Origin of the sequence: Micromonospora sp. C97, from assembly GCF_018070385.1 — a bacterium.
Lineage (GTDB): Bacteria > Actinomycetota > Actinomycetes > Mycobacteriales > Micromonosporaceae > Micromonospora > Micromonospora parva.
On sequence record NZ_JAGPXU010000005.1, the window covers coordinates 101,397 to 121,878 of the forward strand.

Annotated in this window: 12 protein-coding genes; 5 read left to right on the forward strand and 7 right to left on the reverse strand. The window is 70.5% G+C overall.

Going from position 1 to position 20,482, the window contains the following annotated elements:
* Window positions 1-22 precede the first annotated feature (22 nt).
* The 6 genes from fxsT to KBX26_RS10185 all read right to left on the reverse strand — a co-directional run bounded on the left by fxsT (window position 23) and on the right by KBX26_RS10185 (window position 10,217).
* Complete coding sequence (gene fxsT, locus KBX26_RS10160) at window positions 23-4,276, reverse strand: FxSxx-COOH system tetratricopeptide repeat protein (protein WP_030328546.1); 4,254 nt, start codon at window positions 4,274-4,276, stop codon at window positions 23-25.
* Window positions 4,273-5,313, reverse strand: coding sequence for a MoxR family ATPase (locus KBX26_RS10165; protein ID WP_307857789.1), 1,041 nt, complete (start codon window positions 5,311-5,313; stop codon window positions 4,273-4,275). Before KBX26_RS10165 ends, fxsT begins: the two co-directional genes overlap by 4 nt.
* Before the next feature lie 14 nt (window positions 5,314-5,327).
* Window positions 5,328-6,809 carry a hypothetical protein gene (locus tag KBX26_RS10170; RefSeq protein ID WP_210865276.1) on the reverse strand — a complete coding sequence of 494 codons (1,482 nt, stop codon included), beginning with the start codon at window positions 6,807-6,809 and terminating at the stop codon, window positions 5,328-5,330.
* A gap of 162 nt (window positions 6,810-6,971) precedes the next feature.
* Window positions 6,972-8,756, reverse strand: a complete 1,785-nt coding sequence (locus KBX26_RS10175; protein ID WP_210865277.1) for a caspase family protein — start codon at window positions 8,754-8,756, stop codon at window positions 6,972-6,974.
* Complete coding sequence (locus KBX26_RS10180) at window positions 8,753-9,139, reverse strand: hypothetical protein (protein WP_210857523.1); 387 nt, start codon at window positions 9,137-9,139, stop codon at window positions 8,753-8,755. Before KBX26_RS10180 ends, KBX26_RS10175 begins: the two co-directional genes overlap by 4 nt.
* Before the next feature lie 340 nt (window positions 9,140-9,479).
* The gene (locus KBX26_RS10185) at window positions 9,480-10,217 is read right to left on the reverse strand and encodes a GntR family transcriptional regulator (protein ID WP_210865278.1); all 738 of its coding nucleotides are present in this window, start codon (window positions 10,215-10,217) and stop codon (window positions 9,480-9,482) included.
* A 154-nt stretch (window positions 10,218-10,371) separates the two neighbouring features.
* On the opposite strand from KBX26_RS10185, the gene KBX26_RS10190 reads away from it, so the two are divergent.
* From KBX26_RS10190 to KBX26_RS10210, 5 genes are read left to right on the forward strand one after another with little or no spacing between them, the layout of a single operon-like run.
* Entirely contained in the window at window positions 10,372-11,571 is a 1,200-nt protein-coding gene (locus tag KBX26_RS10190; RefSeq protein WP_210865279.1) for a CaiB/BaiF CoA-transferase family protein, read from the forward strand.
* A gap of 9 nt (window positions 11,572-11,580) precedes the next feature.
* Window positions 11,581-13,656, forward strand: coding sequence for a hydantoinase/oxoprolinase family protein (locus KBX26_RS10195; protein ID WP_124771389.1), 2,076 nt, complete (start codon window positions 11,581-11,583; stop codon window positions 13,654-13,656).
* A gap of 2 nt (window positions 13,657-13,658) precedes the next feature.
* Window positions 13,659-15,530 carry a hydantoinase B/oxoprolinase family protein gene (locus tag KBX26_RS10200; RefSeq protein ID WP_210865280.1) on the forward strand — a complete coding sequence of 624 codons (1,872 nt, stop codon included), beginning with the start codon at window positions 13,659-13,661 and terminating at the stop codon, window positions 15,528-15,530.
* On the forward strand, window positions 15,527-16,156 hold the full coding sequence (locus KBX26_RS10205; RefSeq protein WP_210865281.1) for an isochorismatase family protein: 630 nt from the start codon (window positions 15,527-15,529) through the stop codon (window positions 16,154-16,156). Before KBX26_RS10200 ends, KBX26_RS10205 begins: the two co-directional genes overlap by 4 nt.
* On the forward strand, window positions 16,153-17,052 hold the full coding sequence (locus tag KBX26_RS10210; protein WP_210865282.1) for a hydroxymethylglutaryl-CoA lyase: 900 nt from the start codon (window positions 16,153-16,155) through the stop codon (window positions 17,050-17,052). The genes KBX26_RS10205 and KBX26_RS10210 overlap by 4 nt, the downstream gene beginning before the upstream one ends.
* A gap of 127 nt (window positions 17,053-17,179) precedes the next feature.
* On the opposite strand, the gene KBX26_RS10215 is transcribed toward KBX26_RS10210, so the two are convergent.
* Entirely contained in the window at window positions 17,180-20,119 is a 2,940-nt protein-coding gene (locus tag KBX26_RS10215) for a M20/M25/M40 family metallo-hydrolase (RefSeq protein ID WP_210865283.1), read from the reverse strand.
* Window positions 20,120-20,482 lie beyond the last annotated feature (363 nt).

The following is a 20,482-nucleotide window of genomic DNA, read 5'->3' on the forward strand; positions in this document are numbered from 1 at the left end:
GTCCTCCCGGACCCGCCAGCGCTCACGTCGGAGGCGGGTCGATCGGGATCGACACCCGATGGCTGGCCAGCAGTTCGGCCGCGTCCGGGTGGTCCAGGCCAACGGTCCGCTCGTACCCGGCGATGGCCGCGTCGCGCAGCTCCCGGGCGGCCGGCCGGTCGCCGAGCGCCGCCAGCTCGATCGAGAGGTTCGCGGCGCAGATCAACGTCTCCGGGTGATTTTGGCCGTTCACCTGCCGGGCCGCCGCCAGGGTCTCCCGCAGTAGCGAAGCCGCTCCGGCATGGTCCCGGCTGGCAGCGAGATCGTTGGCGAGGTTGACCGTCGCACAGAGGGTGTACGGGTGCTCCATCCCGAGCCCGGCACGGAGTCCGGCGACCGCCCGCTCGTCGAGCCGGCGCCCTTCGGTGTAGTCCCCGAGTAGGCGGAACACGATCGCCAGGTTCGTCATGCAGACGTACGTGAAGGGGTGTTCGTCGCCCAGGACCCGCTGGTAGCCGGTCAGCGTCTCCTCGCCCAGCACCCGGGCCTCGGCCAGGGCCCGGGCCCGCGCCACCCGCTCCTGCTCGGTGCGGGGCAGGATGTTGAACAGCGTCATCGCCGCCGAGATCGTGTCGGCGTGGTTCTCCCGGAACCGGCGCAGGCACAGCGAGTACACCTCACGAGCCACCGTCAGCGCCTCGCTGTAGAGGCCGGTCTTGCGGAGCGTGACCGCGTGCAGCCGAGTCGCCCGCAGCACGTTCGAATGGTCCGGCCGCAGGCTCCCCCGGTGCAGCGGCAGCCACTGCCGCTGCAACCGCAGCGCCTCGTGGTAGCGGCCCAGCCCGTCCAGATCCCGGGAGAGCAGGGTGGCGGTGAACAGGGTGTACGGGTTCGTGTCGCCCAGCACCCGCCGGTAGCGCGCCCAGTTGTCCTCGTCCGTGCGCCGCGCCCGCTCGAAGTCGCCGAGCAACCGGTAATCGACGGCGAGGTTGTTCGCACAGCGCAGGGTGTCCGGGGCGTCCTCACCGAACACCCTGCGGTGCGCCTCGAGCAGCCCCTCGTCCAGTTCGCGGGCCCGCTGCCACTCGCCGAACAGCCTCAGGTCCGCCCCGAAGCTGTTGGCCAGCGCCAACGTGTGTTCGTGGTCGGGCCCGAGCGTGTCGCGGGCGATCTCGTACGTCCGTTCGTTCAACCGCCTCGCCTCCTGCGGATTGCCGGTGGAGCGCAGCGCGTTGGCGAGGAACCGGGCGGTGATGATGGTCTGCTCGTTGGCCGCCCCCAGCTTCTCCAGCCACCGGCGGTACGCGATCGAGCCGAGCTCGCGGCTGCTCTCGTAGTCGCCGCTGACGTAGAGGTAGCGGATCTGGTCGAGCACCACCTTGCGGATGTCGTCGGACTCGCCGTCGATCGCCCCGGAGGCCAGCACGTGCGGGTTGAGTTCCGCGTGCCGGGGCCAGATCTCCTGGTCCTCCGTCGGATCACCGGGGTTCGCGGCGGCGAGGAGCTTCTGCACGGCGGTGCGGTAGGTCTCCCGGTCGGCCGGGGTGAGCCGGTCCCGCAGGGTGGCCTGCACCAGGCGGTGGATCTGGATGCTGTTGCGGGTCGCGTCCACCTTCGCCAGGCCGTACTTGCCGATGTCCCGCACCGCCCGGCGCAACTGGATGTCGTCCCGGACGGTGGCGTCGAGCAGGCTGGGCAGCCCGGCGTAGCGCCCCATCGGCAGCAGTCTGATCGAGATGGGCTCCGAACCGAGGAAGGCGCACAGCTCCAGCAACTGCAACGCGGCAGGGGTCTGCTCGGCCAGCTGGTCGAATGCCAGCCCCCAGGTGATCACCACCGGCGTCGAGTACGACGCGGGTGAACTCTCCCGCAGCAACAGGCCGACCCGTTTCTCCAACTGGCCGAGGTACTCGTCGATCGGGGTGCCGGTCGCCAGCATCCAGGCCGCCGCCTGCTCCAGGGCCAGCGGCAGGTCCCCCAGCTGCTCCGCCAGCCGGTCGGTGTCCTCGTCGTCCAGCTCCGGCAGCCGCCGCCGGATCAGCTCGATGCTCTCCTCCCGGGTGAAGACATCCACCTCGATGCTGTCCGCCACCCCGGCCCAGTTGTGGTTGCGGGAGGTGATGAGCACATGCCCGCCGGGGTTGCTGAGAAACGGCATCAGGTCCTCGGCCCGGGTCGCGTTGTCGAAGACCAGCAGCCACCGGCCGTACGGCCGTCCGGTGCGCAATGCGTCGTACACGGTCTCCAGGGCCTGCGACACGTCGACGTCGTCGCTGACCAGATCGAGCTTGCGGGCCAGGGCGACGAGCGACTCCCGGATCCGGGTCGGTTGTTCGGCCGGAACCCACCAGATCAGGTCGTAGTCGCTGGCGTACTTGTAGACGTACTCCACGGCGAGCTGGCTCTTGCCGACTCCGCCGAGGCCGTGCACGGTGTGCGGCAGCACCGCGGTGACGTTGTCGGTCAACCGCTGGCGCAGCACGTTGAGCAGTTCTTCCCGCCCGGTGAAGTCGGGGTTGCGGGGCGGCACGTTCCCGAACACCGCTGGCTGCTCCCCGACGCTGGAACGGCCCCGATCTCCTGGAGCGGTCTGTGCGGTCATGTCGTCCCCCTCTTCGGGTGTGGCCGCGATCGGTAGCCGCCGGTCGGTCCGCTGCGTTGGCGTGGCTGGCGGGCCGAGGGCGGCCGGAGCCAGCCGCCGCGCGAGTTCCGAGTACCGGCCTCCCAGGCTGCGCAGCACCGTGTAGGCCACCTCGGCGAACGGGCGGCCCAGTCGGGTCGCCAGCCGGTCCGAGACCTGTCCGGCGAGCAGCGCCGGAAAGTCCAGAGCCGCGCCCATGTGCTCGTTGACGTAGCGGGAAACGACGTCGAGGATCCGCAGCGCCTCACCGACCCGCAGTCCGGAGAGTAGTTCCTGCCGTACGCCGGGAAGGAACTCGTAGCGGGCCTGTTCGACCGGCGTGTCCTCGGCCCAGCTCGCCGCGTGGCGCAGCAGCCCGCTCAGGTAGACCTCGGCGAGGTCCTGCGGCTGTGAGCGTGGCAGCATGAGGCGCTGCACCAGACGCATCACCGGCAGTGTCAGCGGTGCGGCGGCAAGGAACTCGGCGAGTTGACGGGCCTCGTCCGAGGCCATCGCCCGGAACCGGGCGACCCGCTGGGCCGGCGTCAGGTCCAGCGGCTCCGGCGACGGTGGCTCCCGCAGCGGGTCGACGAGCAGCGGACGAGGGTCGGTGGTCAGCAGCGCGACCGCCGCGACCGGGCCGAGGGTGCGGCCACTGACCAGGGCGGCCCCGGCGGCGAACCATCGCGGTGCCAGTTCCAGCACCGGTATCGCGACCGCACCGCGCGGAAGGTGGTCCGGCACCTCGTCACGCAGGCGAGGGTGCAGCTGCGCCGCCGGTGCCGCAGGCCGGGTCGGCCGGACCAGCACGGGGTGCAGCGTCGGGCGGCAGCGGTGCCACAGCCGCTGGGGCAGCGGCTGGACCACGGCGACCGGACCGGAGCGGCCCCAGATCGCGAGCCACCGTCGCAGCTCGGGAGCGTCCCAGATGGCGCCGGTGCAGTCGCTCAACACCATCGTCAACTGCCGGCCCTCCGGGTCGACCAGCTCGCGCGGGTCCCGCGCGGTGCTGCCGCCGTCGGAGGTCAGGATCGGCCGGTGGCCCTTGGCATCCGGCCGCAGGTACCACACCTGGATGCGGCGGAACGTGTGCACCCGCATCCGGTCGGCGAGGGTCCGGATCTCGGTCGCCGTCGCCTCCCAGACCACCATCGACGGGCTGCCGTCGACCAGCAGTACGAGATCCAGCCACGGCTCGGTGACCGGGGTGAGGCACGGTTGGAGCATCCGGGCCTCCGCCGACCGGCGGGCCGTCTCCGCCTCGTCGAGCCGCACGGCGTGCCGGGCGGGTACGGACCGGCGCAGCGGGGCCAGCGCCCGGGCGATCTCCCGGGCGTGCGGCAGGGCGGGCACCCCGGGAGTGCGTAGCGGCAGCGAGGACGGGTCGCGGGGCCCGTTGGCGGGCGGCGGCAGGTAGAGCTTGGCGGACGGCTCCGCCTCGGTCACCGCGGGCGCCTCCGGCCGGGTGGGCTGCCGGGCCGGGGAGGTGGACGGCGGCGACGCCGGTGGCTCGGGTGGCGCCCCCGGCGGCGCGTCGCTCGCCGTCGCGGCCGGCCCGGCTCGGGGCGGCCCCGGCTGGCGGGGCAGGAAGCGGGCCAGCCAGATCGCCTCGGCGCACTCCTCGGCCGTCAGGGCTGAGGGAGCGCCGCCGAGGGCGGTGACCAGCCGATCGATCATAGGGTGCCGGCCGCTTCGAGGTCGCGGATCAGGTTCGCCCGCAGCCGGGCGCGGGTCGACTCGGGCGGTCGCACCCCGGAGGTGACCAGGAAGATCGCGTTCAGCAGCTGGTCCGTGGCCACCGCACCCCGGTCGCGCAGGTCGAGGAAGTGCGTGATCAGGTCGGCGCTGGCGGCCACCGCCTCCTCGCCGAGCATCGAGGTGATGATCTGGGTCAGGGCCTGCTCGTCCGGGGGCTGGATGTCCAGTCGCAGGCAGCGGCGCAGGAAGGCGGGTGGGAACTCCCGCTCGGCGTTGCTGGTGATGACGACGACCGGGAAGGCGGCGCAGCGGACCTGGCCGCGCCGTACCGGTGCCCGCAGGGTGCCGTCGCTGGTCATCACCTCCGCCAGGCTCTGGTCCTCCGGCAGCCGGGCCAGTTCCGGGATCTCGAACCGGCCCTCCTCGAAGACGTTGAGCAGGTCGTTGGGGAGCCCCAGGTCGCTCTTGTCCAGCTCGTCGATCAACACCACCCGGGGACGTGCCCAGGGCAGGAGTGCCGTGCCCAGCGGGCCGAGCGTCAGGTAGCGGCCGATGTCCGGTATCTCCTCGGTCCGCCCGGTGGACTGGAAGAGGTTCGTCTCCTGGAGCCGGCCGATCGCGTCATAGCGGTAGAGGCCGTCGTCCACGGTGGAGCGGCTGGTCACCGGCCAGTAGAGCACCGGCCCGAGGCCCAGCTCGTACGCGACGCTGTAGGCGAGGGTGGACTTTCCGGTGCCCGGCTTGCCCGTCACCAGGAGCGGGCGGCGCAGGTAGAGCGCGGCGTTCACCATCTCGATCGCCTCGTCGGTGATCTGGTAGCCGCGTGCCCGCTCGGCGCCCTGCCGGTCCTCCGGCAGCGCGGAGGTGATCAGTGGCCCGCCGCCGAACCGCCGCCACTGGGGCGGTTCGGGGAGCCGCTCGACGCCGTTGTGCGGCCGTCCGGTGCCGAGGTAGATCCGCCAGTCCTCAACGTCGCCCGTGGCGGAGTCCTCCGGCTGCGGTGGTGATTCCAACACGCTGTCGTCCCTTCCTAGACCGGCGCGCTGAGGGCGTCGGCCGGTGGCACCCGGTCGATCTCGTCCCACAGCAGGGTGAGGTGGAGACCGAGGTGTTCGGGGGAGCCGCCCTCGCTGCCCGCGTCGCGACGCAGCTCCCAGACCAGCTCGCGCAGGTTTGCGACGCTGCGCGCCATGAGCACCTCGGGGATGTACGAATCGAACCGTGACGCCGCCGCGCGATCGCGACACCAGAGGACGACCGGCAGTCCGGCGGTGACCGCGGCGCCGATCGCCGCCTGGATGTGCCGTTCGGCGCCGCTGACGAACAGCACGAGACAGACCGGGTAGTCGTCGTTGCCGAGCAGTCGGGCGTGCAGGTGCTGCGCGACGTACGGCTCGGTGAGCCGCTCGAAGGCGACCGCCCGGGCCTGCACGGCGGAACCCTGCTCGCGCAGCCGCCGGTGCCGCGTCCGCCAGCGGGGACGCATCAGGGAGTTGCGCATCCGGGTGAGGTCTCGGACGACCACCGGGTAGTGCACGCCGAGGGCCGTGTAGAGCCCCGGAGCCGCCACCTGCCACCTGTCGAACTCGTAGTCGAGCAGGCGTCGGGGCACGATGAACTCGACAGTCAGTTGACCGATCTCGGCGGTACTGCGATTGGCCAGTTCGGTGAGCGCCTCATCGATCTTGAGCTGGATCTGCTCCAGTCGGAACCGATCCCCCGGCCCGTCCGGGACGCGTTCCCAGTGCCACGGCAGCCGGCCGGGATCGCCCGGGGTCACCAACCAGGCCTCGAACAGGTACCGGGAGGCGTCGATGCCGTCCGCGTCCAGCAGCACCACGAAGTAGGAGCGGTACTGGTCGCCGTCCGAGGGTCTGGGACCGCCCGCCGACCCGGCCGGCGGCGGGGTCGCCGCCGGACCCGGCGGGACCCCCATCCGCCGCGCGACCGCGTCGGCGAGGCGGCCGGCGATCCGGCGGGCCGGTAGGGCGACCCGGCCCGCCAGGTCGTCCAGGAAGGCGACCAGCGGCGGGCGTACGTCGGGGTCGGAGATCGCGTCCTCCAGCTCCCGGAGTACGGCCGCCAGGTCGGTGACCGGTGGGCGCACCCGCGGACCGAGCCGCGCCACCGCGCCGCGGCACAGATCCAGCAGCACCGGCGGATCGAGGCCGTCGGCCAGCTCGACGATCCGGCCGCGTTCGTCGGCGGTGAGGATCTCCGGCGGCAGGTGGATGGCGACGAGTGCGCGGAAGCGGTCCAGCTCCGGGCTCTCACCGTCCACCGCCGCCACCGCCTCGGGCAACAGCCGAAGCGCCCCCGGCACCTCCTCGCAGGCCGCGACGAGTCCCCAGAGGTCGGTGAAGGGCACGTCGGAGCGGCGGAAGACAGGCTCGCCGTCGATCAGGTGGCCGAGTTGCCGTACGTACCGGTCGCGGTGGGTGCGTACCTCGGCACCGGTGAGCGCGAGCATCGCGTCGACCAGCCGGCGGTGGTCGTGGGATTCGAGGGTCACCGGCGCCGCCACCCGAGCGCACTTCGGCAGCGCCGGAGGACACCGCTATCGACCATGTCTCCTCCGATGCGATGCCGAGAACCACCCATTGCGGCAGGTCTACAGATAGTACGGAGGCAACCGCGTGCGGTAGAACCCTCCGCGCGGGGGAAATCTATTAGCTTAAATTGAACGCATCGGACGGATCGGTGGAATACCGACCGCAGCCAGCGGTGCGGGCCGGTCCGTCGCCCGCAGCGCCTCGTGACCGGTGTGAATGGCGTTGCGGATGTCCGCCACCACCGCTCCGCCCCCGTCCGGCACCGGTGCGCGCAATGCGTCCCGTACACCGAGCTGGCGGGCGTGCAGCAGGGAGATCAGCTCGTCTCGGCGTACCTCCACGGCCCGCCGGACCTCCGGCAGCCGCGCCAGCGGCGACCGCCATACTCCCTCGGGCCCGCCGTCGCCGGCCGGACCGCCGGACCAGGCCGGGTCGGTGGCGCGCAGCCGGGTGCGGGCGACGTCGAGCCGGCGGACCTGCGCCTCGCCGCAGGCGATGGCCTCCTGGACGGCCGGTCCGATCTCCATGCCCGCGGCCTCGCACTCCACCGCCATCTCCGGATCGAGCAGGAACGCGCGGGTCAGCGCCGCACCGTCACCGGCCCACGCCGCGGAGAGCACCAGCAGCGGCGGGCACAGCGGCAACGCGTCGACGGAGTCGGTCAGCACCTGGGCCGCGCGCTGGTCGCCGCCCGCCCGCAGCGTGACGACCGCGAGCAGCAGCGCCCCGGCGGTCAGCGCGGCCGTCGGCGCCGGGTGGTCGGGCGGGGCCTCCCGCAGCCCTCCGGCGGCCGCCGCGAACGCGTGGCCTGCGGCCCGCCAGCGTCCGCCGATCGCGTGGCTGATCCCGAGTCCCCACCAGGCACCGGCCGTCCCGTCGACGCGCACCGCCGCCTCGAACCCAGTGGTCGCCTCGTCCCAGCTGCCCGCCCGCAGGGCCAGCCAACCCGTACGGTCGGCCGAACCCCTCAGCATCCGCTCCACCGGTTCGGGCAACCCCGCCTCCCAGTGCAGGCGCTCCGCCGCCCAGGGGACGGGCCGCTGGCGGGGCGGGACCGGACCGTCCGACCGGTCGGCACCGCGCCCGTCCCGAACCTCTACCCCGGCCGGCGGCAGGGGCGCGGTCCGGCCGGCCGCCGTGGCCAGGGCCGGGCCCCGTGAGCTCCGGGCGACGTAGAGGTCGCCCTCGCCGTACATCCAGCGGCGGGGCGTCTGCCCGCCGGCCACCGCGACCGAGTCCCTGACGTACCGGTAGAGCTCGTCGGCGGATACCAGTCCGTCACCGTCCAGGTCGGCGTCACCGGTGCGCAGCCCCTCGATCACCGCACCGGCGAAGACGGAGTGCCGAGGGTTGTCGGTCAGCGGCAGCGGCTCGCCGGCCGGCTCCCAGGCGTACTCGTGGGCCGTGGTGGCGGTCAGGACGGCGCGGCCGGTGCCCTCGCCCGGGAACAGGTCCCCGCCGCGGACGCCCGCGTCGCCCTGGTGGGTCAACACCCGCGACACCGCTCCGCTGAAGCAGCAGTCCAGCAGCAGGACCATCCGCTGGCAGGCCGAGCGGTTGAGCAGGCGGTTGATCAGTTCCGTGGGAAGCGCGGTGGCCGGCAGATCGTCGACGTCCGTGTCGGCGAGAGCGAGGTAGAGCAGCCCGTCGATGTCGCGTCGGCCGTGGCAGGCGAAGAAGAGCAGCAGGTGGTCCGACCGGCCGGCCGACCGCAGCAGTCGGGCGATCTCCAGCCGGGCCTCGTGCTCGGTCGGGTTGACCAGCAGCCGTACGTCGTAGGCGCCGACCGTCGGGTCACCGAGCAGCCGGGCCAGCACCTGGACGTCGTGTGCCGGAGACCGGAGGCGGGACAGCTTGGGATCGTCGTACTCGTCACAGGCGATCAACAGGGCGCGTCTGCGCGTCACCGGGGAAGTTTCCGGTCGAGCCAGGTCTGGGCGATGCGGCGCTGGTCGGCGGCGGAGACGCCGGTGAGGTCGAGTTCGCTGCCGTCCGGCTCGACGATCCGCACGCCGCGTCCCTGGCGCTGGCCGGCCCAGGCGAGGAGGAGTTCCAGCACCGCGATGATCGACGGGAGAGCGGGTTCGATGGCCAGCGCGACGGCACCGATCATCTCGATCTCGCCGGCACGGGTGCCGTCCGGCGCGACCTCGGTCGGTGCGGGCAACCGTTCCCCGTACGGCGCCAGTTCCAGGGCCAACTGCCGGGCACCGAGTTCCAGCTCGCCAGGTCCGTCCTCCGGGCCCCCGCGCAGGAGCGCGGCGATCGGCAGCCCGCTGTGGTCAGCCATCAGGTTCCTCCCCGGGTAAGGATCCATCCGACTCAATTGCACCATCGGTGGTCAACGCGCGCCCGGCCGGCGCCGGCCGGGCGGCGCCGGCGAGGTGCCCGAGCCGGCCCGCCCTCGTCCCGAGCTCGTCGCCACCCGCTGGGGCGGCCCCGGCGTGAAGGAAGCCCTCTTCCGAGACGATCCGCCGGCCTGACCCAGCCGCGGTGGAAGCGTTGGCTGCCATACGGTCACCAGGTGCCTATGGTGGTGCGTCACAACGAATGCGCAGCTTCCGACAGCACGGCCGCCGGACCCAAGAGCAGACCCGCCATTCGCGCGGTCGCTGAACCCGACCACATGATCAGAGTGGCGGTTGACCTGCAGTGGTGCTGACCTGGCCCGGCAGTTCCGGGCCGGGTGCCCGGTCGCCGCCGTCTCGCAGCCGGATGGAATGCCATGCCGCGCGTACGTGGCTGCGCATGACCGACTCCGCCCAGTCGGGGTCGGGCGCGGCCAGCGCCGCCACCAGTTCGTGATGGTGAGCCAGGCTACGGCGCAGCGCGTCCGGGCTGTAGCGGGAGAAGGTACGCCAGACGAGCGGCATCTGGATCACCGATGAGACGACGCCGGCCAGTCGGCTGTTGTCAGACGCCTCAAGGATCATCCGGTGGAACCGGTTGTTCAGCTCGGTGAGCTCGTCCACATCGGTCGGTCGTCCGTCCGGTGCCACCTCGTCCATCCGGTGGGCCAGCGCGTCGAGCGCGTCCACGTCGATGGTGCCCGTGGTCGCCGCCAGTCGGCAGCCCCAGGGCTCGAGCACGGCCCGCAGGCTGAAGATCTCGTCGAGGTCGTGGATGCTCCACGCCTGGACCTGCACGCCACGGTTGCGTTCGTGGCGGACCAGTCCCTCCGCCGTCAGCCGTCTGAGCGCCTCCCGGACCGGGGTCCGACTCACCCCGATCGACTCGGCCAACTCGCCCTCGCGGAGCCACGCCCCGGCCGACCGTTGCCCGGACAGGATCTGTTCCCGGATCAGCCGATAGGCGTCGTCGGCGGCGTGGCCGTTGTCGGCCTCCCGCAGTGGCGTGTGGTCACTCATGATGCTCGGACCGTAGCAACACGGCAGGTTGTATGCAATCTCCCTCCAGGGCATTGACACCCGAGGAACGCAGGCCTACTTTCCCAGCACAACTTGCTGTAACGGCAGTCACATACCTGTGAATTGCATGCAAAGAGACACTGATGAGGGGCTCATGAGCACTCCACTGCCGCTTGACGACATCCGGGTGATCGAGCTCGGACAGCTGCTGGCGGGGCCGTTCTGCGGTCAACTCCTGGGTGACTTCGGCGCCGAGGTGATCAAGGTCGAGGACCCGGGTCAGGGCGACCCCATGCGGCAGTGGGGACGCGAGAAGCCCTACGGCAAGTCGCTCTGGTGGCCGGTGGTGGCGCGGAACAAGAAGTCCGTGACCGCGAACCTGCGGACCGAGCAGGGTCAGGATCTGGTACGCCAGCTCGTCGCGCGGGCGGACGTGTTGATCGAGAACTTTCGGCCCGGCACGTTGGAGCGCTGGGGGTTGGCCCCGGAGCGGCTGTGGGAGATCAACCCCGGTCTGATCGTCACCCGCGTGACCGGTTTCGGGCAGACGGGCCCGTACTCGTCGCGTGCCGGATACGGATCGATCGGCGAGGCGATGGGCGGCATCCGCTACGTGACCGGCGACCCCGACCGCCCTCCGGCCCGGGCCGGCGTCTCTCTCGGCGATTCGCTGGCGGCGACGTTCGCCTGCCTGGGCACCCTGGTGGCGCTGCACCAGCGCGGACGTACCGGTCGAGGCCAGGTGGTGGACTCGGCCATCTACGAGGCCGTGCTGGCGATGATGGAATCGCTCATCCCCGAGTACCAGATCGCCGGCTACCAGAGGGAACGGACCGGAACGACCCTTCCGAACGTGTCCCCGAGCAACGTCTACCCGACGGCCGACGGCGAGATGGTGCTGATCGCGGCGAACCAGGACACGGTCTTCCGCCGGCTCGCCGAGGCGATGGGGCGGGTGGAGCTGGCCACCGACGAGAAGTACGCCACCCACGGCGCCCGAGGCCGCTGGATGGAGCAGCTGGACGGCCTGGTCGCCGAATGGAGCTCGACGCTCGCGGCCGAAGATCTGCTCGAACGGCTGCACGCCCAGGGCGTACCGGCAGGCCGCATCTTCAGGGCCCGGGACATGCTCGAGGACCCGCACTTCGCCTCGCGGGAGGCCATAGTCCGGCTGACCCACCCCGGTCTCGGGGAGTTCGCCATGCACAACGTCGTACCCAAGCTCTCTGACAGCCCGGGCCGGGTCCGGCACGTCGGCCCCGAGCTCGGTGAACACAACGAGGACATCTATCGCGACCTGCTGGGGCTCGGCGACGACGCGATGGCGTCGCTGCGTTCCGCCGGCGTCATCTGAGGAGGAACCATGACCTACCGACTCGGCGTGGACGTGGGGGGAACGTTCACCGACATCCTGCTGATCGACGAGGCGACCGGAGAGACCTACCGGGCCAAGACCTCCTCCACCCCCGAGGATCAGTCCATCGGGGTGCTGCGCGGCATCGAGCGGGCCTGCGAGGCCGCCGGCGTGCCCATGTCGGAGATCACTGAGGTGTTCCACGGCACCACTGTCGCCACGAACGCGATCCTCGAGGGCAAGGGCGCCCGGGTTGGGCTGGTCACCACCGACGGCTTCCGGCAGGTGCTCCAGATCGCCCGTTCCTTCGTGCCAGGTGGCCTTGCCGGCTGGATCATCTGGCCCAAGCCGGAGCCGCTGGCGGCGCTGGAGGACACCGTGGAGGTCGTCGGCAGGATCGGCGCCGACGGCGCGGTGGTGACCGAACTCGACGAGGCTGACGTCCGTGCGAAGCTGCGCAAGCTCCGCGCGCAGGGCATCGAGGCGTTGAGCGTCAGCCTGATCAACTCCTACGCCAACCCGCAGCACGAGCGCCGGGTGGCCGAGTTGTCCGCGGAGGAGCTTCCGGGCGTACCGGTGTCGGTGTCGTCCTCGGTGTTGCCGGAGCTTCGGGAGTACGAGCGAACCATCACCACCGTCGCGAACGCGGCCGTTCAGCCGCAGGTGGCGCGCTACGTGGCGAACCTCGAGGCGCAGCTGCGCGAGTCCGGGGTGGACGGCCGGCTGTGCATCCTGCGCAGCGACGGTGGCCTGGTCTCCGCTGCCGTCGCCGCGGACAACCCGGTGAACCTGCTGCTGTCCGGCCCTGCCGGCGGGGTGACCGGCGCGGCCTGGGTGGCGGAGCAGGCCGGCTACCCGGACTTCCTGACCTTCGACATGGGCGGCACCTCCACCGACGTCGCCCTGGTGCAGGGGCTCACGCCGAGGGTGGGTCGGGAGACCACGGTCGGGGACCTCAAGGTCCGCGCCACCTCCGTCGACGTACGAACCGTGGGTGCCGGCGGCGGATCCATCGCCCACGTACCGCCGCTGACCCAGGCGCTGCGGGTAGGACCGCAGTCGGCCGGTGCCGCACCCGGTCCCGCCGCGTACGCGGCGGGCGGTGAGCAACCGACGGTGACCGACGCGAACGTGGTGCTCGGCTACCTGCCCACCGATCTGGCCGGTGGCGAGATCACCCTGGACCGTGCGGCGGCACGAGCCGCGGTGAAGTCGATCGCCGACGCCACCGGGCTGGAGTCGGTCGAGGCCGCCGCCGCGGGCATCATCGACATCGTCAACGAGAACATGTTCGGGGCGTTGCGGCTGGTGTCGGTGCAGCAGGGCTTCGACCCGCGCGACTACGCGCTGGTGGCCTTCGGTGGCGCCGGCCCGTTGCACGCCAACGCCCTCGGCAGACTGACCGGTGCCTGGCCGGTGATCATCCCGCCGTCGCCGGGAGTGCTGTGCGCCTACGGCGACGCGACGACCAATCTGCGCGACGAGTCGGTGCGGACGTTGGTGCGCCGCTTCACCGAGATGACCGACGAGAGCCTGCGCGCGGTGCTCACCGAACTCGCGGGCAAGGCGTGCGCCACGCTCAGCGAACAGGGTGTTCCCGAGGATGAGCAACACGTCGTCTACTCCGCCGACCTGCGCTACCACGGACAGGGTTTCGAGATTCCGGTGGCAGTCGACATCGACGCCTTCGACGGGGCCGGCGGTGGGCTCGCGGCCCTGCGGTCGGCGTTCGACGCCGATCACCAACGACTGTTCTCCTTCGTTCTCGACGCCGAACACGAGCTGGTGACCGTCCGGGCCACCGCCCACGGTCCCCGGCCCCAGGTCGCCGCGCCGACGCTGGAGCACGGTGACGCGGACCCGGGCCCCGCACTGCGGGCGCAGCACCGCATCTGGGTCGAGGGCGCCGAAGTCGAAGCCGGAATCTACGACCGGGCCCTGCTGCGAGCGGGCAACGTCGTGCCCGGTCCGGCGATCATCACCGAGATGGACTCCACCACCCTCGTGCTGCCCGGGCACACGGCTGCGGTGCACCCGAGCGGCAGCCTCCTCATCCGCCCCGCCGACACCCACCGGGAGAACTGACCATGGCACGCCTCATCGAGACCGCTACCGGACCGCTTCGCTCCGTGGATGTCGACCTGGTCACCATCGACCTGATCGAGAACGGGCTGCGCAACGCCCGCTATGAGATGGACGAGGTGCTCTTCCGGACCGCGCTGTCGCCGGGGATCCGTGAACAGCACGACGAGTTTCCGCTGATCGCCAACCCTGACGGAAAAATGATGGTGGGACAGTTCGGGCTGTCCATCCCCGACTTCCTGGACAACTTCGACGGCGACATCGAGGAGGGCGACGTCCTGCTGACGTCGGACCCCTACTCCTGCGGTGCGGCGATCAGCCACGCGAACGACTGGCTCGTGGTGCTGCCCATCTTCTTCGAGGGCCGCATCGTGGGCTGGGCGGCGATGTTCGGGCACATGTCCGATGTCGGCGGCAAGACACCGGCGTCGATGCCGACCGATGCCCGCACCATCTTCGAGGAGGGCGTGGTGATACCGCCCTTCAAGCTGTACCGCAAGGGCGTGCTCGCCGAGGACGCCCTGCGGATCATCCTCAACCAGGTGCGCAAGCCCGACTGGAACCGCGCCGACCTCAACGGCATCGTCGCGGCGTGCCGGACCGCTGCCCGTCGGGTCCAGGAGATGTGCGCCCGGTTCGGGGTGGACACCTACAACTCCGCGCTCGACCAACTCCTGGACCGCAACTACCGGGCGATGAAGGTCCTGCTCGCAGCGGTCTTCAAGGAGGGCGAAACCCTCTCGTTCACCGACTACATCTGCGACGACGGCCTCGGCTACGGCCCCTACGAGCTCAAGCTCAGCCTGACCCGTACCGGTGACAAGGTGCTGCTGGACTTCACCGGCAGCAGCCCGCAGGCGCAGGGTCCGATCAACTACTACATCAACGAGAACCTCGTCCGGATGTTCTTCGGCATCTACATGATCACCGTCGCCGACCCGCAGATCCTCTGGAACGACGGTTTCTACCCGCTGGTCGACGTCACGATCCCCGACGATTCGTTCTGGAAGCCCCAGTACCCTGCCGCCCTCAACGCGCGTAACCACGGCATCGGTCGCGTCTTCGACCTGTTCGGCGGCCTGCTCGGTCAGACGAACCCCGGGCTGCTCAACGCCGCCGGCTTCTCGTCATCACCGCACTTCATGTATTCGGGCACCTACGGGCCGGGTGAGCGCAAGGGCGAGTGGTTCCAGCTGTACTCGATCGGATTCGGCGGGATTCCCGGCCGGCCGGTGGGCGACGGCCCGGACGGCCACTCGCTGTGGCCGTCGTTCGTCAACATCCCGTGCGAGTACCTGGAGTCCTATTACCCGCTGCGGATCGAGCGATGGGAGACCATCGCGGACACCGGCGGCGCCGGGCTCCACCGCGGCGGGAACGGCGTCGACGTGGCCTACCGGTTCCTGGAGGCCGGCACGATCGCGATCCACGACGACCGCTGGCTCACCTATCCGTGGGGGGTCAACGGTGGCGAGCCCGGTGCCCGGGGCCGCAAGTGGCTCGAACGCGCCGACGGCGGCACCGAGATCCTGGGCAGCAAGGTGCACGACGTGCCCGTAGCTCCCGGGGACGTGCTGCACTTCGTCACCTGGGGTGGCGGCGGGTGGGGTGACCCGCTCGCCCGCGACCCGGAACTCGTCGGCCTCGAGGTCCGCCGGGGCCTGGTCAGCCCCACGGGGGCCCGCCGCTTCGGCGTGGTCTGCGACGAGGCCGGCACCGTCGACGTCGCGGCCACCGAGGAGGTACGGGCCGAGCTGCGCCACGGACGTCCGGACCCACTGCCCACGTTCGACATGGGACCGCCGCTGGAAACCATCCTGGACCGGTGCCTGGAGGAGACCGGTCTTCCTGCTCCTCGCCCCCCTGTCGCCCGATGATGAACCCAGTACCGGACAGCAGCGACGACGGATTCGGGGGTGTGCTTTCCCCCGGCGCCCGTCCCGCGGTGCTCGTCATCGACCTGATGCGGGCCTACTTCGACCCGGACAGCCCACTGTGCCTGCCGTCCGCGGACTGCCTGCAATCGGCTGGCCGGATCATCGCCGCAGCCCGCGACCACCGGATCCCCGTGCTGCACACCCGCGTCGCGTACGGGCCCGGCGGTGTCGACGGAGGCCTGTTCGTCCTAAAGGTCACCGCCCTTCAGCAGCTCTTCTCCGGCGGTGGCGCGATGGGTGAGCTGATGCCGCAGGTCTCCCCCACCGAGGATGAACTGGTGCTGGTCAAGCAGTATGCCAGCGCCTTCTTCGGCACCTCGCTGGCCTCCACCCTGCGGGCGGAGCGCATCGACACCGTCGTGCTGGTCGGCGTGAGCACGAGCGGTTGTGTCCGTGCCACGGCGGTGGACGCGATCCAGCACGGTCTCGTCCCGCTGGTGGTCCGCGACGCGGTGGCCGACCGCGCACCCGGCCCGCACGAGGCGAGCCTGTTCGACCTGCAAGCCAAGTACGCCGAGGTGGTCAGCGAGGCCAGGGCCGTCGCGTACCTGTCGGAGGAGCGATGACGGTCATGGTCGACATCGTCGAAGTCTCGCCCCGCGACGGCCTGCAGAACGAGGCGACTCTGCTCAGCACCGCCGACAAGATCGAGCTGATCGAGCGGGCGGTACGGGCGGGAGCCCGGCGAGTGGAGGTGACCAGCTTCGTCAACCCCGCCCGCGTACCCCAGATGGCCGACGCGGACGAGCTGATGGCCGCGCTCCCCCGCCACGACGGCGTCCGGTACGCGGGCCTGGTGATGAACCGCCGCGGCCTGGACCGGGCCCTGACCGCAGGCGTCGACGAGATCAACGTCGTCGTCGTGGCCACGGACACCTTCTGTGGCCGCAACCAGGGCATGACCACGGCCCAGGCCTGTGACACGGCGGCGGCATTGGTGCGGGCGGCGCGCGAGGCGGGGGTGTTCGCGACGGTGACCATCGGCGCCTCGTTCGGATGCCCGTTCGAGGGCGAGGTCCCGCTGGGCCGGCTGCGGGAGGTGCTCACCCGGGTGCGGGACGCGGGTCCGGACGAGCTGGCCCTCGCCGACACCATCGGAGTGGCCGTACCCTCCGACGTCACCGAACGGCTGACGCTCGCCCGGGAGATCACGCAGTCCCGCACACCGCTGCGGCTGCACCTGCACGACACCCGGCACACCGGCGTCGCCAACGCGGTCGCGGCAGTCCAGGCGGGCGTCACCACCCTCGACGCCAGCATCGGCGGAACAGGCGGTTGCCCGTTCGCACCGGCGGCGACCGGAAACGTCGCCACCGAGGATCTCGTCTACCTCTTCGACCGGATGGGGCTGCCCACCGGCCTGAATGTGGAAGAACTGACCTCGGCAGTCTCCTGGCTGGAACGGAGACTCGGCAAGCAACTCCCCGGCGCTCTGCTTCGGGCGGGCGGTTTTCCCGCCTGAGCCCGGCCCGGACGCCGGGCCAACTGTTGCACGCCCGGCAGTGCGCCCCACCAGGTGGTGGGACGCACTGCCGGCGGCGGTCCGCTCGCGGCTGCGCGAAGCGCGCTGAACTCCCGCGTCACAGGCCTCAGACGATGGAGATCGACCGAACCTGGGTGTTGCCCTTCGTGTCGACGTACACCTTGTAATCGCCGACGGTGTAGGTGCCCGCGGCGTTGTTGTTGATGGTGTACGTGGCCGTCACAGACGACTCGCTGCCGTCGATACGCGTCTGCTTCACCGTGATGGTCAACTCGTTCGTGTTGCCCTTCACCTTCTTCACCACCGCCGACGGCTTCGCATCGACGGCCGCGTTGGCGACCGTCACGTAGACCGCGTCGGGTGACGAGAACTCCGCGTTCTTCTGCCCATCACCGAACACGAAGAAGCCCCGTTGTTCGGTGGCCCCGCGCCCGGGGAAGGGATCCGGGTTCGAGGCCAGGTACGTCGGATTGACCGTGTACAGGTCCGTCTTGGAATCCGCGAGGATGGGCTTCACCCCGGTGTACGGCGCATCGGTGATCGCGAGGTTGACCGACAGGTAGATGGCGTCGGGGTTGTTGGCCGAGATGCGCGAGGAGAAGTACTTGTCCGCACTCTGCCCCGCGGGAACGGCCAGCGGCACAACCGCGCCGCCGACGAGAATGTTGAACTGGAAGCTGCCGTAGCCTCCGGCGACGAACTTCGCCCACGCCGCGTCCGACATGTGGTCGGGGCGCTGCACCTTGAACTCCAGACGCATCGGCGCCACGTACGAGTTGTTCAGGTACTCGGTGTCGGTCAGGGGCAGGTAGACCCCTCCCGGTTCGTGGCCCAGTGCGAAAGCCGCCGCTGTGGGGGCCGAGTTGCCGCGCGCGTTCCACATCGGGATGTTGAACGAGGTGGCGCCGAGCAGGGCCTGATTGCCCAACTGGCCCGCGCCGACAGCCTGCGACGCATCCTTGTAGGTTCCGACAGTGACGTCGAGCAGGTCGAGGTCCGCGCGGTCGGAGTTCAGCCCCGGCATATCCGCCCACATGAACTTGGCGCCGGCGGGCCCGGAGTACCGGGCCATCTCCAACATGCCATCGGCCATGATCTTGGTCATCTGCACCGCCGAGTCGACCTTCATCCGCTCGTTGGCCGTGTGCCACCAGCGCTCGTTACCCGGGATGACAGCACCGAAGGCAGTCATCTTGTTGCGGAAGCTGCTGGCCAGGGTGCCACCGGTCGTGCCTTGCGGATACACCACGTCCTTGAGTGAATATGGATCCGCGAACTCCTGCGGGTTGCGGTCGATCGAGGCTTGGTAGCTCTGGAACTGGAGAGCGGTCAGCGGGTTGTCGTGCGTGACGTACAAACCGGCGCCGATGGGCGAGCCCAGGTCGCCGATGGTGAACCCCTTCGCCTGGAAGGCGGCCGTGACCGCCGCCGTCGCCTGGCCGGAGTCAGCCGCGGTGACGTGCATGCTGCGCACATACATCGGCATGCTGAGGCTGCCCGAGGCGTCCGTGTAGAAGCTCGTCGGGGTCTCTGAATTGATGTTTCCCATGAGGGCGAAGGTCAGGTTCGGCGTGCCGTTGCTCGTGTTGCGCAACAGGCTCGCCGGGATGCCCATGTACTTCCCGATATAGGCCTCACCTTCGACACCGTCGCGGAAGAACAGGTCGGCGATGCCGTCGGCGGCCTTCTTCAACTGCAGGTCGGCGGCCGGGCTTCCCAATGCGCCCAGCCCCTGGGAAAGGAGGAACATTCCCCACACGACGGCATTCTTGCCGTACTGCGGGGTCGGCATCTCCATCGCCACATCGGTGTTGACCTCCAACGTCAGCGAGTCGCCGCTGATCGTGGTCTGCACCTTCGGCGTGGTGCGGGGAGCAGCCGGGAGCCAACCCTTCGTGGTCGCGGCAGCGACGATCGCCGACATGAATCGGTCGCGCTCGGCGGAGCCGGCCCCCGCCACGTCGAGGGTGAAGATGGCCCGCGAGGCGATCTGCGTGGTGCTGCCGTAGGCGATGTCCTTGAGCGTCGGGTCGCCTTCGCGCAGGGTGACGCCGGCCGTGGCACCCGTCAACCGGAACGCCCTGGCGCCGTCTGCGGACAAGCTCATCGACACCGACGGGGTCACCGCCCCGGAGTTGCCAACGATGACCGGGAACCGTGAGTCGGAGGTGTAGCCCGCGACCGGCATCTCCTCCCGATTGAGATTCTTGTACGCCCAGTTGTCGTAGAAGCTCGGGTTCGAGTTGTACGGGATGGACTGGAAGTTGGCGGTGTTCGTCGTCGAGGGCGTGCCGGGACCGCCGTCCTCGTAGATTCCCATGACGATGCGAATGCGTCGGTCAAGGGGCAGCCCCGCCTCGAGCAGCGCCTTGGCCGCGAGCAACGTCGCCAGCGTCGGGCCGCTGTCGTCCTGAATGCCCGCCCCGTAGACCCAGCCGTCCTGGACATAGGGCGAGTGGTACGCCCCGGGAGTGCCGAGGTTGCCATCGGCGTCCCGCCAGCGTGCCAGCTGCGCCGGCGAAACGGACGCCGTCGGCGAGTCGAGGTGACTCAACGCCATGACCATTTCCGGCGCGTCCGGGTCACCGATCTCCGCGTAGACGTACTTGTCGGCCTGGCGTTGGACGACCACCGGGAAACCCAGGTCGGTGGCCAGCTTGACCACCCAGGCGAGCTTGGCGACCTTGCGGTCGTACTCGTTCTGGTTGGCTTGGGTGTTACTGACCGGGAACGGGTACGCCGTCGCGGCCGTGCCGCCCCGGGAAATGGAGTCGTAGCTCGACCCGTCCAGCATCGCCCCGACCAGACTGAGCGGGTTGTAGGTGCCGTCCCCCGCCCGCGCGCTGCTGACACGTCCAGCCAACGCCTCGACCTCCGCGTGGATCGCGTCGCGCTCGGCGTCGGTCACCGACAGGTCGTAGGTGACACCCGGCTGGAAGCGCTCCTCGCCGGAGCTGATCGCGGACGCGTTGGCCGGGGGTGCGACGGTCGCCACGAGGGTCGCGGCGAGCAGGACGGACAAGGTCAGCTTCGGTCTATCTCTCATGGAATCTCCAGCACAGGGGGGATGATCAGTAGCGACAGCACACACCAGCCGTGCCGCCAGTGGCCGTCGAGGCGGGATATCTTGAGGATCATCTGAGAATCGGCCGGTGCCGTCAGCACAGCCGCAGCCGGGACGACGACGGTGCTGGGGCTGACCCCTCAACGGGCACCTGCCCTACCGACACCGAGACCGTGTTAGCTGGATCCCTGCGGATGCGGATACCACGGTCGCTGGCAAGGCCGGCCGGGTACGTTACAGCCGTTCCGGCCCCGCGCGCACGCCCGCCAACACCGAGCCTCCCAAACCGCGAGCCAGGACCATCGACCGGCCGAGCCGTGACGATCCCTTCACCAACCATCCTGA

Excerpts from the sequence above, each read along its gene's own strand:
- fxsT (WP_030328546.1), bottom strand. The coding sequence starts at position 4,276 with ATGATCGATCGGCTGGTCACCGCCCTCGGCGGCGCTCCCTCAGCCCTG.
- KBX26_RS10180 (WP_210857523.1), bottom strand. The coding sequence starts at position 9,139 with ATGGCTGACCACAGCGGGCTGCCGATCGCCGCGCTCCTGCGCGGGGGC.
- KBX26_RS10185 (WP_210865278.1), bottom strand. The coding sequence starts at position 10,217 with ATGAGTGACCACACGCCACTGCGGGAGGCCGACAACGGCCACGCCGCC.
- KBX26_RS10190 (WP_210865279.1), top strand. The coding sequence starts at position 10,372 with ATGAGCACTCCACTGCCGCTTGACGACATCCGGGTGATCGAGCTCGGA.
- KBX26_RS10195 (WP_124771389.1), top strand. The coding sequence starts at position 11,581 with ATGACCTACCGACTCGGCGTGGACGTGGGGGGAACGTTCACCGACATC.
- KBX26_RS10200 (WP_210865280.1), top strand. The coding sequence starts at position 13,659 with ATGGCACGCCTCATCGAGACCGCTACCGGACCGCTTCGCTCCGTGGAT.
- KBX26_RS10205 (WP_210865281.1), top strand. The coding sequence starts at position 15,527 with ATGATGAACCCAGTACCGGACAGCAGCGACGACGGATTCGGGGGTGTG.
- KBX26_RS10210 (WP_210865282.1), top strand. The coding sequence starts at position 16,153 with ATGACGGTCATGGTCGACATCGTCGAAGTCTCGCCCCGCGACGGCCTG.
- KBX26_RS10215 (WP_210865283.1), bottom strand. The coding sequence starts at position 20,119 with ATGAGAGATAGACCGAAGCTGACCTTGTCCGTCCTGCTCGCCGCGACC.